Origin of the sequence: Bordetella ansorpii (assembly GCF_900078315.1) — a bacterium.
Classification (GTDB): Bacteria; Pseudomonadota; Gammaproteobacteria; order Burkholderiales; family Burkholderiaceae_B; genus Bordetella; species Bordetella ansorpii.
The window spans coordinates 585,701-600,145 of the sequence record NZ_FKBS01000025.1 but is presented as its reverse complement, the minus strand read 5'-3'; the positions used below and the strand labels follow the sequence as shown (position 1 = coordinate 600,145).

Below are 14,445 nucleotides of genomic sequence, written 5' to 3'. Positions count from 1 at the left end.
TCTACAGATAGGACGTGCCGTCGACGTAGGCCTTGCGCCAGCGGGTCAGCGTGACCCGCTCGAACAGGCCGGCCTTGTGGAAGGGATCGGCGGCGATGAAGCGCTCGGCTTGCTCGCGCGTGTCCAGCGCCACCACGTACAGGCCGCCGCCGGCATCGCTGCCGTCGTCGTTCAGCTTGGCGCCGCAGGCCAGCAGCAGATGCTTGTTCTCGTCCAGGAACTTCAGGTGTTCCGGACGATGCTGCTGGCGCACGGCCTGGTGGTCTGGCTTGTCGAAGGTTTCGATGATGAAGGGCATGGCGGACCCCCGGGATCAGATGGCCGAGCCGTGACGCGCCAGGGCGGTCACCTGCACGTCCATGTACGGGAACAGCGGCAGCGAGAACAGCAGGGTGTTCAGTTCGTCGTGGTCGGCCACGTCGAACACGCTGACGTTGGCGTAGCGGCCCGCCACGCGCCACAGGTGTACCCACTTGCCTTCGCGTTGCAGCTTCTGCGCCAGGGCCTTCTCGTCGGCCTTCAGGCGGTCGGCTTTTTCAGTGGGCAGGTCGTGCGGCAGGTTGACCTGCATTTGCACCATATACAGCATGGGAAGTCTCCAGAAGAGGCGCGGCGCCCCGTGGGGCGCCGCTCGGATCAGTTCTTGAACGTCAGGGGCAGGCCCGTCAGCGCCAGCAAGCCTTCCGGCGTGGCGTCGCCGAACAGGTCGATCACCGTGATCTCGCCGCCGCGCAGGTCGAACACGGCCATATCGGTGTACACACGCGACACGCAGCGTACGCCCGTCAGCGGATAGCTGCATGCCTCGACCAGCTTGCTCTGGCCTTCGCGGGTGGTCAGCTCCATCATCACGTAGACGTCCTTGGCGCCGATGGCCAGGTCCATCGCGCCGCCCACGGCGGGAATCGCGTCGGGCGCGCCGGTATGCCAGTTGGCCAGGTCGCCGTGGCGCGACACCTGGAAGGCGCCCAGCACGCAGATGTCCAGGTGGCCGCCGCGCATCATGGCGAACGAGTCGGCGTGATGGAAGAACGCGCAGCCGGGCAGCTCGGTCACGGGCTGCTTGCCGGCATTGATCAGGTCGTAGTCTTCCTTGCCCTTTTCCGGTGCGGGGCCCATGCCCAGCATGCCGTTCTCGGTATGCAGCAGCACTTCGCGGTCGGCGGGCAGGTGGTTGGCCACCAGCGTGGGCAGGCCGATGCCCAGGTTGACGTAGGCGCCCTCGGGAATGTCGCGGGCCACGCGCGCGGCGATCTGGTCGCGGTTCAGACGGTTGCTCATGATTGCTCCTGGACGCCGCGCGGGGCGTCGATCTGCACGACACGCTGGACGAAGATGCCGGGGGTGACGATGGCCTCGGGATCGAGCTCGCCCAGTTCCACCGTCTGGCGCACCTGCGCCACGGCCACGCGGGCGGCGCTGGCCATGATGGGGCCGAAGTTGCGTGCGGTCTTGCGGTAGACCAGATTGCCCCAGCGGTCGCCCCGTTCGGCCTTGATCAGCGCGTAGTCTGCGTGCAGCGGATATTCCAGCACGTAGTGGCGGCCATTGATCTCGCGCGTTTCCTTGCCTTCGGCCAGGGGCGTGCCGTAGCCGGTGGGCGAGAAGAACGCGCCGATGCCGGCGCCGGCGGCGCGGATGCGCTCGGCCAGGTTGCCCTGCGGCACCAGTTCCAGCTCGATCTTGCCGCTGCGGTACAGGCCGTCGAAGATCTGCGAATCGGCCTGCCGGGGGAACGAGCAGATGATCTTGCGCACGCGGTTGGCGCCCAGCAGGGCGGCCAGGCCGGTGGTGCCGTTGCCGGCGTTGTTGTTGATGATGACCAGGTCTTTCGCGCCTTGCTCGAGCAGGGCGTCGATCAGTTCCATAGGCTGGCCCGCGGTGCCGAAGCCGCCGATCATGACGGTAGCGCCGTCCGGCACGTCCGCGAGCGCGTCGGCGGTGCTTGATACGAGTTTGGAGATCATGAGTGTCTCGGAGGGGTGGATGTTTTATTTGTTCTATAGTCGAACATTCGTTCTTTTATAGAACATCGTTTCATGGCGGGTAGGGGGTGTCAATACATGGACGAGCAAGCACACCAGCCGCCCAGTGACAGCTACGTGCAGTCCTTCGCACGCGGCCTGTCGGTGATCCGCGCCTTTGGGCCGCAACGGCCCCGGATGACGCTGTCGGAAGTGGCGGCCGCCACCGGCCTGACGCGAGCCGGCGCGCGCCGCATCCTGCTGACGCTGTTGCAACTGGGTTATGTCGAGGCCGACGAGCGCCGCTTCGCGCTGACGCCGCGCATTCTCGAACTCGGCTATGCCTACCTGTCGGCCACGCCGCTGTGGGACCTGGCCTTGCCGTACATGGAAGAAGTGGCCGAGACCACGCGCGAGTCGTGCTCGGTCTCGGTGTTGGACGGCACCGACATCGTCTACATCCTGCGCCTGTCCACGCACAAGGTGATGACCATCAACCTGGCCGTGGGCAGCCGCCTGCCCGCTTGGGCCACGTCGATGGGCCGCGTGCTGCTGGCCGGCCTGCCCGAGGCCGAGCAGGACCGCCTGCTGGATGCCAGCCAGATCCAGGCCTACACGCCGTCCACTCTCACCGACCGCGCGGCATTGAAGCGCGCGCTGGCCGAGGTGCGCGAGCAGGGGTACGCCTGCGTGGTGCAGGAGCTGGAGCCGGGCTTGCAGTCGGTCGCCGTGCCCATCGTGGACCGCAGCGGCCGCGTGACTGGCGCGATGAACGTCAGCGGGCATGCCAACCGCTACTCGCGCGAGCAGATGCTCGATGCCTTCCTGCCGCCGTTGCGGCGCGCGGCCGGGCACATCAACCAGGCCCTGCAGCGGCGCTGACGCCGCGCGCGCGCCGGCCCGCGCCGCGTGGGCGGCGTGGCGCATGGGGCGGGCGGTTGCGCGGGACATGGCGGCGTGCGGAATCAGAGGGGCGCCACGCCCAGCGTGGTGCCGCCGCAGACGTACAGCACCTGCCCGGTGACGAAACCGTTGTCCGGCGACAGGAAGAACATCGCGGCGCGCGCCACGTCCTCGGGCGTGCCCAGGCGCTTGACGACGATGCTGTCGATGATGCGCCTGGTCTGCGGCGCGCCTTCCGGATTGCTCTTCATGAACAGGTCGGTGGCGATGGGACCCGGGCCGATGGCATTGACGGTGATGCCGTCGCCGCCCAGCTCCATGGCCAGCGTGCGCGTCATGCCGATCAGGCCGGCCTTGGTGGCCGAATACACCACGCGTTCGGGCTTGCCCAGCGCGGCGCGCGAGGACATGTTCACGATGCGGCCGAAACCCGCCGCGCGCATGTCCGGCAGCGCGGCCTGGATCAGGATCATGGCCGTGCGCAGGTGCAGGTTCACGACGTAGTCGAGATCGGCCAGCGTGGCCGTGTCGGCGGTGCCGGGACGCGTGGCGCCGGCGTTGTTCACCAGGCCCACGATGGCGTACGACTGCACGGCCTGTTGCGCGGCGGCCTGCGCCTGCTGCGGATCGGTCAGGTCGGCCTGGATCGAGACCAGGCCTTCGGGCGGGTGCTCGGGCAGGCGGTAGTCGATGTTGACCACGCGCTGGCCCGCGTCCAGCAAGGCGCGCGCGATGGCGGCGCCGATGCCGGCGCTGGCGCCGGTGACCAGATAAGCGGTGGGTTTCATGTGTGGCGGTTCCTGTGGCGAGCGGTCAGGCCATGTGGCCCCAGATCAGGACGGCGGCGATGTGCAGGATGCCGACCCAGACCATCATGATGACGGTGTAGCCCATCACGTCGCGCAGCTTCAGCTTGGACAGCGCCAGCGCGGGCAGGATCCAGAAGGGCTGCACCAGGTCGTTCCAGGCGTTGCCCAGCATCACTGACATCGCGGTCTGGTTGATGGGGCTGCCGATCTCCTTGGCGGCCTCGATCATGAACGGACCCTGGATGACCCAGTGGCCGCCGCCCGAGGGCGCGAAGAAGTTGATGACGAACGAGCTGATGAGGCCCCAGAAAGGCAGCGTGGACGGCGTGGCGACGTCGACGAACACTTCCGAGATGGTGTTCACCAGGCCCGAGCCCGCCATGATGGCCATGATGCCGGCGTAGAACGGGTACTGCAGGATGATGCCCGAGATGGTCTTGATGCCTTCGGACAGCTTGGCCACGTAGGCGGCCGGCGTGCCCAGCAGCAGGATGCCCAGGAACAGGATCACGAAGTTGATGAGGTTCAGGTCCAGCGAACCACCGTCGGCGATGTGGAAGATCACGTAGGCCACGCCCAAGAGGCCGATCAGCAGGCTCAGGATGCGGCTGTTGTTCAGGCGCGAGGCCAGCGTGCGGCCATCCTCGTCATCGGCGACGGGAGCCTTCGTGGCCTGGTCGATGGCGGGATCGATCTCGGACACCTTCTGGCCGGCCTTGGGATGCAGCCAGGCGTTGAGCAGCGGCAGCGTCACCAGGATGACCAGGCTGAGGATCAGCATGGGCGGCGAGAAGATGGTTTCCGACAGCGGGATCACGCCCATCTGCTGCGCCATCGGGTGGCCCGGCGTGGCGATCAGCACCGGGATGCTGGCCGACAGGCCCAGGCCGTACATGGTGAAGCCGCTGTAGGCCGCGGCGATGATCAGCGGGTAGTGCACGCCCTTGACGCGCTTGGCCAGCTTCTTGGCGACGATGCCGCCGATCACCAGGCCGAAGCCCCAGTTCAGGTAGCTGCCGACCGAGCCCACCAGCGTGGCCACGATGATGGCGGTGTGCGGCTTGTGCACGGCGCCGACGATGCGGTCCAGCAGGCGTTCGGTCAGGGGCGCGGTGGCCAGCACGTAGCCCATGGCCAGGATCACGGCCATCTGCGTGGTGAAGGCCAGCAGGCTCCAGAAACCCTTGCCCCATTCGCGGGTGATGGCGCCGAATCCCTGGCCCTCCACCACCATGGCCAGCACCACGGACAGCAAGGTCAGGCCGAGGGCGAATACGAAGGGGTCGGGCAGATACTTGCGCATCAGCTCCGTGAAGAAATTGGCAAGGCGGTTCATGCGTGTCTCCAGCTTATCTCGATCAGGTGAGGCTTATTTATGCGTGGGAGCGGGGCGTATCCGGAGCTGCCGGCGCGCCGCGAGCCCTGCGCGAAAAGGGGTAATCAGGCGGGCGGACGCTCGTTGAGCCACTGCACCAGTTCGGCCAGCGCGGCGCTCTTGTCGCGCAGCACGCGTTCGCGGCGTTCGGGCGCCCAGGCGTAGAAACCCTGGCCGCTCTTGGCGCCCAATTCGCCATCGCGCACCTTGTTGCGAAGCAGGTCCGAGGGCTCGGTGCGGTTTTCCAGGTCGGCGTACAGGTACTCGGCGATGGCCAGGTGCACGTCCAGGCCGTTCATGTCGCGCTGCTCCAGCGGCCCGGACAGGGCCAGCCGGATGCCCAGGCTCCACTTCACGACTTCGTCGATGTCCTCGGCGCTGGCCACGCCGGATTCCAGCAGGGACATGGCTTCGCGGGCCAGGGCGTGCTGGATGCGGTTGGCGATGAAGCCGGGGATGTCGCGCTTGACCAGCACGGGGCGCTTGCCCACGTGGCGCAGCGTGTCCATCACCTGGGCGACGGTGCGGTCGGCGGTGCCGTCATTGCGCACGACCTCGACCAGGGGGATGACATCGGCCGGGGTGAAGAAGTGCGTGCCGACGAAGCGGTCGCGGCGCGTGACGGCCTGCGCGATGGCATTGATCGACAGACCCGAAGTGTTGGTGGCCAGGATGGTGTCCGGGCAGCACAGGCTGTCCAGGCGCGAGAAGATGTCGCGCTTGAGTTCCAGTTTCTCGGGCACCGCTTCGATCACCAGCGCCGCGTTGCAGGCGGCCTCCAGGCCGGCGTCATAGCGGATGCGTTGCATGGCGGGGGCGATGTCGCCGCCGCCCAGCAGCACGTGGAGCTGCCGTTCGATGTTGGCTTCGGCGCGCGGCAGCGCGCCTTCCATGGGATCGATCAGCACGACGTCGATGCCGCGTGCCGCGAAGAGGGCGGCGATGCCGCTGCCCATGGCGCCCGCGCCGATGACGGCGACGGGAGAGAGAAGAGAAGTCATGTCGGGACCCGCTGCTCGTGGCCGCGGCCGGCGTAGGCGTGCCCGTGGGGCGTCCGGAGTCCCGGGCGTCTCTTCCGTGGTGCCTTTCCGTGCCGTGGCCAGAAAAATCGTTGTTGTTCTATATGCGAACAAGTGTGCGCATATAGAATTTTCAGCACGGTACTCCCGAATTGCAGCCTATGGACATATTGGATTTCCTATATGTCCATCTGATGGACGATGCTGTTTGGCGCACCCGCTCCGTCAACGCCGACCGCTGCGCACTTTGAATTCCGCCATTTCGCGCTGCATGAACTCGCTGGCGTACTGGGAAAATACATCCACCAGGCGGGTGCGCTGCTGGTAGGGCGGGTAGAGCAGGGCGGCGACCACCGGCACGGCGGGGGCGAATGGCCGCAGTTCGATGCCCGTGTTGTTCTGTTCCTCGCGCGCGGCCAACGGGTTGATCAGGCTCACGCCCATGCCCATGCCGACCAGGGCGCAGATGGAGGCGCCCAGCCCGGCCTCGGCGACGATGTGGCGTTCGACGCCGGCCTGCGTGAAGATGCGGTCGATGCGTTCGCGGATGGCCGTGCCGGCGGGGAATGACACGAAGGGCTCGTCGGCGAAGTGGGCGGGCCGCAGGCGCGGCAGCGCGGCCAGGCGGTGGCCCTTGGGCAGCACGGCCATGCAGTGCATGGTCAGCACCGGTTCGATCTGCACGCCCGGCTCGTCGTCGTAGAGCAGGGCCATGCCGGCATCGCAGAAGCCCGAGGCCAGCCATTCGCGCACCGCGCCGCCGTTGCCCGAGTGGATGGACACCATGATGTCCGGATAGTCCTGCTTCAGGCGGGCGACGATGCGCGCCAGCAGTCCGCCCGCCAATCGCGGCATGGCCGCCACGCTCAGCCGGCCGGCGCTGAAGGCGCGGATGCCGGCCGCAGCGGTTTCCAGCCCGGCCAGGCCGCTGAAGGTCTTCTCCACCTCCTGGTAGAAGCGCAGGCCGTCCTGCGTGGGCGTCAGCCGGCTGCCGTTGCGCTCGAACAGCGGGAACTGCGTCAGCGTCTCGAGCTGCGCGATCAGCCGGCTGATCTGCGGCTGCGAGGTGTGCACGCGGCGCGCGGCCGCCGTCATCGATCCGGCCTGCATCACGGCCCGGAAGGCCTCGATGTGGCGCAGGTGCATGCGAGGATTTGCCATATCAGATCTGTATGGATGAATACTCAGTTGGAATTGGCAAAAAAAATAACGCTAATCCATACTTTCCGCCAGCCGTGCCAGATCGCGGCGTATCAATCGAAAACGCGTGCCGCCATTGGCGGGCGCCAAGGGGAAGTGAAATGAAAAAGACTGCCGCCCTGCTGGGCGTCACGTTGATGGTTGCCGCATGCGCCGCGCAGGCCGCGGGCGACAGCCGCCTGGACAAGATCCGCGAAACCGGGTCGATCACGCTGGGCCATCCGGAATCGTCGGTGCCCTTCGCCTACCTGGACGGCAACCAGAAGCCCATCGGCTATTCGGTGGAAATCTGCGAACACGTGGCCAAGGCCGTGCAGCAGGCGCTGAAGCTGCCCAAGCTGGACGTGCGCTACAACCCGACGACCTCGGCCACGCGCATTCCGCTGCTGGCCAACGGCACGATCGACCTGGAATGTGGCAACACGACCAACCTGCCGGACCGCCACAAGTTCGTCGCCTTCGCGCCTACGACATTCGTGGCGCAGGTGGTGCTGCTGGCGCGCAAGGATGGCGGCGTCGACGTGAACGACCTGGCGTCGTTCCGCGGCAAGTCCATCGCGGCGCAGGCCGGCGGGCAGACTTTCAAGCTGGTCACCCAGCTCAATGCCAGGAACGATTACGGCATCACCATGATGCCGGCCAAGGACACGGCCGAGACCTTCCTGATGGTGCAGAACGGCCGTGCCGCCGGATCGGCCAACGATGACGGCCTGGCCTACGGCGCGGTGGCGTCGTCCAAGAATCCCGACGACTTCGTCATCAGCAGCAAGGGCCTGGAAGTGGCGCCCTACGGCATCGTCGAGCCCAAGGACGATCCCGCGTTCAAGAAGGTCGTGGACGATGCCGTGATCGCGCTGATGAAGGACGGCACGGTGGCCAGGCTGTACGACAAGTACTTCAACTCGCCCATCCCGCCGCGCGGCATCAATCTGCGCTACCCGATGAGCGACGTGCTGAAGAAGGCCCTGGCGAACCCGACCGATTCGGGCGATCCGGACGTCTATCGCTGACACGCCGGACGGCAGCATGAAATACGACTGGAGTTGGGGCATCTTCCTGGAGATGTCCCCCGATGGGCTGCATACCTATCTGCAGACCCTGTTGATCGGCGCGGGCTGGACGCTGGCCCTGGCCTTGTCGGCCTGGGTCTACGCCCTGTTGCTGGGGTCGGTGGTGGGCGTGATGCGCACGGCGCAGTCGCGCTGGGCCAATTTCGCGGGCGCCAGCTACGTGGAACTGTTCCGCAACATCCCGCTGCTGGTGCAGATGTTCCTGTGGTACTTCGTGCTGCCCGAGGTCCTGCCGCATGCGTGGGGCGTAGCCATCAAGCAGATGCCGCAGCCCTGGGGCCAGTTCGTCCCGGCGCTGCTGTGCCTGGGCTTCTACGGCGCGGCGCGTGTCGCGGAGCAGCTGCGCGCCGGCATCCAGTCGTTGCCGCGTGGGCAGATGCAGGCGGCCATCGCCATCGGCTTGACCCCGGTGCAGGCGTATCGCTACGTCATCCTGCCCGAGGCCTATCGCATCGTGCTGCCGCCGCTGACGTCCGAGTTCATGGGCACGATCAAGTATTCGTCGGTGGCGCTGACCATCGGCCTGCTGGAACTCACCGGCCAGGCGCGGTCCATGCAGGAATTCAGTTTCCATATCTTCGAGGCCTTCAGTGCGGCCACGCTGATCTACCTGCTGATCAACGGCGTGGTGGTGCTGGGCATGCGGGCGCTGGAGCGCCGCGTGGCCGTCCCCGGCCTGATCGGCAGCGATCGCAAGGCTTGAGCGCGGAGGCGGAACAACGTGGGTAATTTCGATTTCGGGGCCATCGCGGACGCGGCGCCCTATCTGCTTCAGACCGGCATGTCCTTCACGCTGACGCTGACCGTGCTGGCTGCGGTCATGGGCCTGGCGCTGGGCACGCTGCTGGCGATGATGCGGCTGTCGCGCCACCGCTGGCTGTCGGTGCCGGCGGGCCTCTACGTGAACGCGATGCGTTCGGTGCCGTTGCTGTTGGTGATTTTCTGGTTCTACTTCCTGATGCCGTATATCGGCGCATGGCTGACGGGGGCGTCGCGGCCCATCCAGGTGGGGGCGTTCCGTTCGGCGGTCATCACCTTCACGATGTTCGAGGCCGCGTACTTCTGCGAAATCATGCGCGCCGGCATCCAGTCCATCTCGCGCGGACAGGTCTCGGCCAGTCTGGCCCTGGGCCTGACGCCGGGGCAGTCGATGCGCTACGTGGTGCTGCCGCAGGCGGTGCGCAACATGGTGCCCGCGCTGCTGACGCGCGTGATCATCCTGTTCCAGGACACCTCGCTGGTGTACGTGCTGTCGCTGACGGACTTCCTGGGCGCGGCCGCCAAGGTGGGCCAGCGCGACGGGCGGCTGGTCGAACTCTACCTGTTCGTGGCGGTGGTGTATTTCTTGATCTGTTTCTCCGCGTCGCGCGTGGTCAAGCGGCTGGAGCGGCGAGCGCGCGTCGTGCGCTAGGCCTTATTTACGAGAATATCGGCATGATTGAGATCAAACAGGTCAGCAAGTGGTACGGCGACTTCCAGGTGCTGGACAACTGCACCACGACGGTCGCCAAGGGCGAGGTCGTGGTGGTGTGCGGGCCGTCGGGCTCGGGCAAGTCCACCCTGATCAAGACCGTCAATGCGCTGGAGCCTTTCCAGGGCGGCGAGATCCACGTCAACGGCATTTCCGTGGGGGATCCGCGCACCGACCTGCCCAAGCTGCGCGCCGTGGCGGGCATGGTGTTCCAGCATTTCGAACTGTTCCCGCACCTGTCGGTCACCGACAACCTGTGCCTGGGCCAGATGAAAGTGCTGGGCCGCCCGCGCGACGAGGCGCGTGCGCGCGCCCATGCGCTGCTGGACCGCGTGGGCCTGCTGGCGCACAAGGACAAGCATCCCGGCGCGCTGTCGGGCGGCCAGCAGCAGCGCGTGGCCATCGCCCGCGCGCTGTCGATGGACCCCGTCGTCATGCTGTTCGACGAGCCGACCTCGGCGCTGGACCCCGAAATGGTCAACGAGGTGCTGGACGTGATGACGGACCTGGCGCGCGAGGGCATGACCATGATGGTGGTGACCCATGAAATGGGCTTCGCGCGTCGCGTGGCCGATCGCGTCATCTTCATGGACGGCGGCCACATCGTCGAGGACTGCGAGAAGCAGACCTTCTTCGGCGACCCCGAGGCGCGTACGCCGCGCGCCCGCCAGTTTCTCTCGAAAATTCTGCAGCACTGAGTACACCATGCCCGATATTCTGGAAAATTCCGTGGACCTGCGCAGCGACACGGTGACCCGGCCTACGCCCGAAATGTATGCGCGCATGCAGTCCGCCCCCATCGGCGACGATGGCCTGGACGGCGATCCCAGCGTGCGGCAACTCGAGGCCGGGACGGCCGCCATGCTGGGCAAGGAGGCAGGGCTGTTCGTGCCCAGCTGCACCATGGCCAATCTGTTGGCCGTGCTGGCGCAGGCCAGGCGCACCGAGCAGGTGGCGCTGGAAGGCGAGGCGCACATGTACACCTCGGAACGCGGCGCGGCCACGTTCACCGGCGTGTTCTACCTGGGCCTGCGCGGCACGGCCGGCGCCATGGACCTGAACCTGCTGCAGGACACGCTGAAGGCCACCGGCCACAAACTGCGCACCACACTGGTGGCGCTGGAGACCTCGCACAACAATGCGGGCGGGACGGTGCTGCCGCTGGACCACATGCGCGATGCCTACTCCCTGGCCGCCCAGGCCGGCGCCGCCGTGCACCTGGACGGCGCGCGGCTGTGCAATGCGGCCGTGGCATTGGGCGTGGCGCCTGCCGACGTCGCTTGCCATGCCGACACGGTGTCGCTGTGCCTGTCCAAGGGCCTGAGCGCGCCGGTGGGCGCGGTGCTGGCAGGCGATCAGGCCCTGATCGTGCGCGCGCGCGGCCTGCGCCGCATGCTGGGCGGCACGCAGCGGCAGGCCGGCATCATGGCCGCGGCCGGGCTGGAAGGGGTGCGGAACATGGTGGCGCGCCTGGGCGAAGACCACGCGCGCGCGCAGCGGCTCAGCCAGGGGCTGCGCCAGTTCACGCAACTGACGCCTTCCGACCCGCAGACCAACATCGTGCAGGTCGACGTGTCGGCCACCGGGCGCGGCAGCGAGTTCTGGGTGGGCGCGCTGGAACAGGCCGGCCTGCGCACGCGGCCGTGGGGCGCCACGCGCCTGCGTTGCGTCACCCACCGGCACATCGACGATGCGGCGATCGACCGCGCCGTGCAGGCCTTCGGCCAGGTGCTCCAGTCGCTGGCGGCCTGAGCCGCCCGGGCGTCAGCCCGAGTTGCGCAGCCCGGCCGCGATGCCGTTGATGGTCAGGTGGATGGCGCTCTGGATGCGGGGATCCGGCTCCTCGGCGCCTTTCTCCTGCAAGGCGCGGTGGCGCTTGATCAGTTCGACCTGCAGGTAGTTCAGCGGGTCGATGTAGGCGAAGCGTTCGCGCAGCGAGGCCCGCAGGGCCGGGTTGTCGGCCAGCAGGTCGCGCCGCGTCAGCTGTTTCAGCATGGCCACGGTGCGGCCATGCTCGTCCTGGATCTGGCCGAAGATGCGCTCGCGCACGCCGCGCTTGGGCACCAACTGCGCGTAGCGCGCGGCGATGGACAGGTCGGACTTGGCCAGCACCATTTCCATGTTGGACAGCAGCGTGCGCAGCGCGGGCCAGTGTTCGGCCATGTCGCGCAATTGATCCAGGCGCGCGCGGCGCGTGCGCGGGCCGCCCTGCACGCCGTTCTCCAGATAGGCTTCCATGGCCGATCCCACGCCGTACCAGCCCGTCAGCATCAGCCTGCATTGCGCCCACGAGAAACCCCACGGAATGGCGCGCAGGTCTTCGATGCGCTGGCCTTGCTTGCGCGAGGCCGGGCGTGAACCGATGTTCAGCCCCGCGATCTCGCTGACCGGCGTGGCCGCGAAGAAGTAGTCCGTGAATCCCGGGGTGTCGTACACCAGCTTGCGGTAGGTGCTTTGCGCATGTTCGGACAGGAAGTCCATGGCCGCGCCGTGCTCGGCCATGTGGGCGTCTTCCGCGCTGGCGGCCTCGGCGCGCGGCGCCAGCGAGGACTCCAGCGTGGCGGCCACCAGCAGCTCCAGGTGCCAGCGGCCCACTTCGGCGTCCTTGTACTTGCTCTGGATGACTTCGCCCTGCTCGGTCAGGCGCAACTGGCCGGCCACCGTACCCGGCGGTTGCGCCAGGATGGCGTCGAAGCTGGAACCGCCGCCACGGCCCACCGAGCCGCCGCGGCCGTGGAACAGGCGCAGCCGCACGCGGGCCTCGCTGAACACGTCCACCAGCGCGCGCTCGGCCCGGTACAACGACCAGTTCGACGTGAGGAAGCCGCCGTCCTTGTTGCTGTCCGAATAGCCCAGCATCACTTCCTGCACGTCGGCCTGCGCCAGCTTCACGCGCTGGCGCACTTCGGGGATGGCCAGCCATTCGGCCATGATGCCGGGGCCGCGCTGCAGGTCGGGGATGGTTTCGAACAGGGGCACCACCATCAGGCCGTCGTCTTCGGCCAGGGGGTCGCCGGCGGCGGCGATCAGGCCGGCCTCTTTCTGCAGCACCAGCACTTCCAGCAGGTCGCTCAGCGTCTCGGTATGCGACACGATGGTCTGGCGCACGGCCTGCTTGCCGTAGCGCGCGCGGGCCGAGGCGGCGGCGCGCAGGATGGCCAGTTCGCGCGCGGTCTCGTCGCTGTAGTGCAGCCAGGGCGACGACAGCGGGCGCGCATGGGCCAGTTCGGCGCGCAGCAGCGCCACGCGGTCGGTCTCGTCCAGCGCGGCGTAGTCCACCGGCACGCCGCGCCATTGCGCGCCCGCCCGGGTGAACAGCTCGGCCAGCGCGCGCTCGTGCACGTCCGAACTCTGGCGCAGGTCGACCGTGGCCAGATGGAAGCCGAACACTTCGATGGCCTGGCGCAGTGCGGTCAGGCGCAGCCGCGCGATGGGTGCGCCGTGGTGTTCGGACAACGACGTGGCGATCAGGGCCAGGTCGGCGGCGAACTCCTGCGGCGCGGCGTAGGGCTCGGCGGTGTAGGTGGAACGGCGCGCCAGGTCCTGTCCGGTCAGTTGCCGTGCCGTGGCGGCCAGGCGCGCATAGATGCCGACCAGCGCACGGCGGTAGGGCTCGTCGCGGCGGTGCGGCGAGTCGTCGCCGCCGGAGTCGGCCAGTTGGCGCAGCGCGGGTTCCACGCCGATCAGCAGCGTGGTGATCGACAGTTCGGCGCCCAGCGTGTGCACCTCGTGCAGATAGTGCTCGAACAACACCGTGGCCTGGCGCAGCAGGGCGCGCTCCAGCGTGCCGGCGTCGACGTTGGGATTGCCGTCGCGGTCGCCGCCGATCCAGCTGCCCATGCGCAGAAACGGCTGCAGCGGTTCGGCCGGCGCGGCGAAGGGGCGCTGCGTGCCGTCGGGATGCAGCAGCTTGCCCAGGTCGGTATACAGGCGCGGCACGACCGACAGGAAGGTGCTGCGGTAGTAGGACAGCGCATTCTCGATCTCGTCGGCCACCGTCAGGCGCGTATAGCGCAGCATGCGCGTCTGCCACAGCGTGGCCACGCGGCCCAGCAGGGCCAGGTCCAGTTCGGCGCGTTCCTCTTCCGTCTGCGGCTGTTCGCGTTGCGCCACCAGCGCGGCGATCTCGCGGTGCGCGTCCAGCGTGCTCTTGCGCTGCACTTCGGTCGGATGCGCCGTCAGCACGGGCATGACGCAGGCATCGGCCAGCAGGCGGCGCACGCGGGCCGGGCCCACGCCCTGCGCCTTCAGGCGCGCCAGGGCATCGCGCAGGCTGCCGCGCGGCGGCTCGGCGCTGGCCAGCAACTGCTCGCGCTGCGCGCGGTTCTGGTCGCGGTCTTCGGCGATGTTGGCCAGGTGCAGGAAATAGCTGAAGGCACGGGCCACCGCATTGGGATCGTTGCCGCGCAGGCGCTTGACGCGCTGCTCCAGCACCTTGCCGTCTTCCGCCCGGCCCTCGCGGCGAAAGCGCACCGCGGTGCGCCGCAGCGTCTCGATGGTGTCGAACACCCGTTCCCCTTCTGTGGCCTCGATCACCTCGCCCAGCATTCGCCCCAAGAGGCGTATGGTGTGGCGCGAGTTTTCTGCGGAATCGGACTGCGGGCGTACGACTTTCATGGGCTACGGATCCGTCT

General features: G+C 67.8%; 15 protein-coding genes. 6 read left to right on the top strand and 9 right to left on the bottom strand.

The genetic code is table 11. The features are described from left to right. Position 1 precedes the first annotated feature (1 nt). From A7W11_RS20330 to A7W11_RS20315, 4 genes are read right to left on the bottom strand one after another with little or no spacing between them, the layout of a single operon-like run. Positions 2–298: a YciI family protein gene (locus A7W11_RS20330; protein ID WP_066418104.1), complete on the bottom strand. Its 297-nt coding sequence runs from the start codon at positions 296–298 to the stop codon at positions 2–4. 15 nt (positions 299–313) lie between these two features. Next, the gene (gene catC, locus A7W11_RS20325; RefSeq protein WP_066418102.1) at positions 314–589 is read right to left on the bottom strand and encodes a muconolactone Delta-isomerase; all 276 of its coding nucleotides are present in this window, start codon (positions 587–589) and stop codon (positions 314–316) included. Between the two features lie 47 nt (positions 590–636). After that, on the bottom strand, positions 637–1,281 hold the full coding sequence (locus A7W11_RS20320) for a 3-oxoacid CoA-transferase subunit B (RefSeq protein ID WP_066418100.1): 645 nt from the start codon (positions 1,279–1,281) through the stop codon (positions 637–639). Then, the gene (locus tag A7W11_RS20315; protein ID WP_066418098.1) at positions 1,278–1,967 is read right to left on the bottom strand and encodes a 3-oxoacid CoA-transferase subunit A; all 690 of its coding nucleotides are present in this window, start codon (positions 1,965–1,967) and stop codon (positions 1,278–1,280) included. Before A7W11_RS20315 ends, A7W11_RS20320 begins: the two co-directional genes overlap by 4 nt. A gap of 96 nt (positions 1,968–2,063) precedes the next feature. Between A7W11_RS20315 and A7W11_RS20310 the strand changes: the two genes are divergently transcribed. Further along, the gene (locus tag A7W11_RS20310; protein ID WP_066418096.1) at positions 2,064–2,846 is read left to right on the top strand and encodes an IclR family transcriptional regulator; all 783 of its coding nucleotides are present in this window, start codon (positions 2,064–2,066) and stop codon (positions 2,844–2,846) included. An 83-nt stretch (positions 2,847–2,929) separates the two neighbouring features. Here A7W11_RS20310 and A7W11_RS20305 read toward each other — a convergent pair whose 3' ends face one another. From A7W11_RS20305 to A7W11_RS20290, 4 genes are all read right to left on the bottom strand, one after another. After that, on the bottom strand, positions 2,930–3,655 hold the full coding sequence (locus A7W11_RS20305) for an SDR family NAD(P)-dependent oxidoreductase (RefSeq protein ID WP_066418095.1): 726 nt from the start codon (positions 3,653–3,655) through the stop codon (positions 2,930–2,932). Positions 3,656–3,680: 25 nt separating this feature from the next. Then, positions 3,681–5,012, bottom strand: a complete 1,332-nt coding sequence (locus A7W11_RS20300) for a short-chain fatty acid transporter (protein WP_066418093.1) — start codon at positions 5,010–5,012, stop codon at positions 3,681–3,683. Between the two features lie 104 nt (positions 5,013–5,116). After that, positions 5,117–6,052: a 3-hydroxyacyl-CoA dehydrogenase family protein gene (locus A7W11_RS20295; protein ID WP_066418091.1), complete on the bottom strand. Its 936-nt coding sequence runs from the start codon at positions 6,050–6,052 to the stop codon at positions 5,117–5,119. Positions 6,053–6,295: 243 nt separating this feature from the next. After that, positions 6,296–7,231: a LysR substrate-binding domain-containing protein gene (locus A7W11_RS20290; protein WP_156523173.1), complete on the bottom strand. Its 936-nt coding sequence runs from the start codon at positions 7,229–7,231 to the stop codon at positions 6,296–6,298. Positions 7,232–7,371: 140 nt separating this feature from the next. On the opposite strand from A7W11_RS20290, the gene A7W11_RS20285 reads away from it, so the two are divergent. The 5 genes from A7W11_RS20285 to A7W11_RS20265 are packed head-to-tail and all read left to right on the top strand — an operon-like array spanning position 7,372 to position 11,563. Beyond that, positions 7,372–8,280 carry an amino acid ABC transporter substrate-binding protein gene (locus A7W11_RS20285; RefSeq protein ID WP_066418086.1) on the top strand — a complete coding sequence of 303 codons (909 nt, stop codon included), beginning with the start codon at positions 7,372–7,374 and terminating at the stop codon, positions 8,278–8,280. A 16-nt stretch (positions 8,281–8,296) separates the two neighbouring features. Next, positions 8,297–9,043, top strand: a complete 747-nt coding sequence (locus tag A7W11_RS20280) for an amino acid ABC transporter permease (RefSeq protein WP_066418082.1) — start codon at positions 8,297–8,299, stop codon at positions 9,041–9,043. An 18-nt stretch (positions 9,044–9,061) separates the two neighbouring features. After that, the gene (locus A7W11_RS20275) at positions 9,062–9,751 is read left to right on the top strand and encodes an amino acid ABC transporter permease (protein WP_066418076.1); all 690 of its coding nucleotides are present in this window, start codon (positions 9,062–9,064) and stop codon (positions 9,749–9,751) included. A 23-nt stretch (positions 9,752–9,774) separates the two neighbouring features. Then, positions 9,775–10,509 (top strand): amino acid ABC transporter ATP-binding protein, encoded by a 735-nt coding sequence (locus A7W11_RS20270; RefSeq protein WP_066418075.1) that lies wholly within the window; start codon positions 9,775–9,777, stop codon positions 10,507–10,509. A gap of 7 nt (positions 10,510–10,516) precedes the next feature. Continuing rightward, positions 10,517–11,563, top strand: a complete 1,047-nt coding sequence (locus A7W11_RS20265) for a threonine aldolase family protein (RefSeq protein WP_066418073.1) — start codon at positions 10,517–10,519, stop codon at positions 11,561–11,563. Between the two features lie 12 nt (positions 11,564–11,575). On the opposite strand, the gene ppc is transcribed toward A7W11_RS20265, so the two are convergent. Continuing rightward, positions 11,576–14,428: a phosphoenolpyruvate carboxylase gene (ppc, locus tag A7W11_RS20260; protein WP_066418069.1), complete on the bottom strand. Its 2,853-nt coding sequence runs from the start codon at positions 14,426–14,428 to the stop codon at positions 11,576–11,578. Between the last annotated feature and the right edge of the window lie 17 nt (positions 14,429–14,445).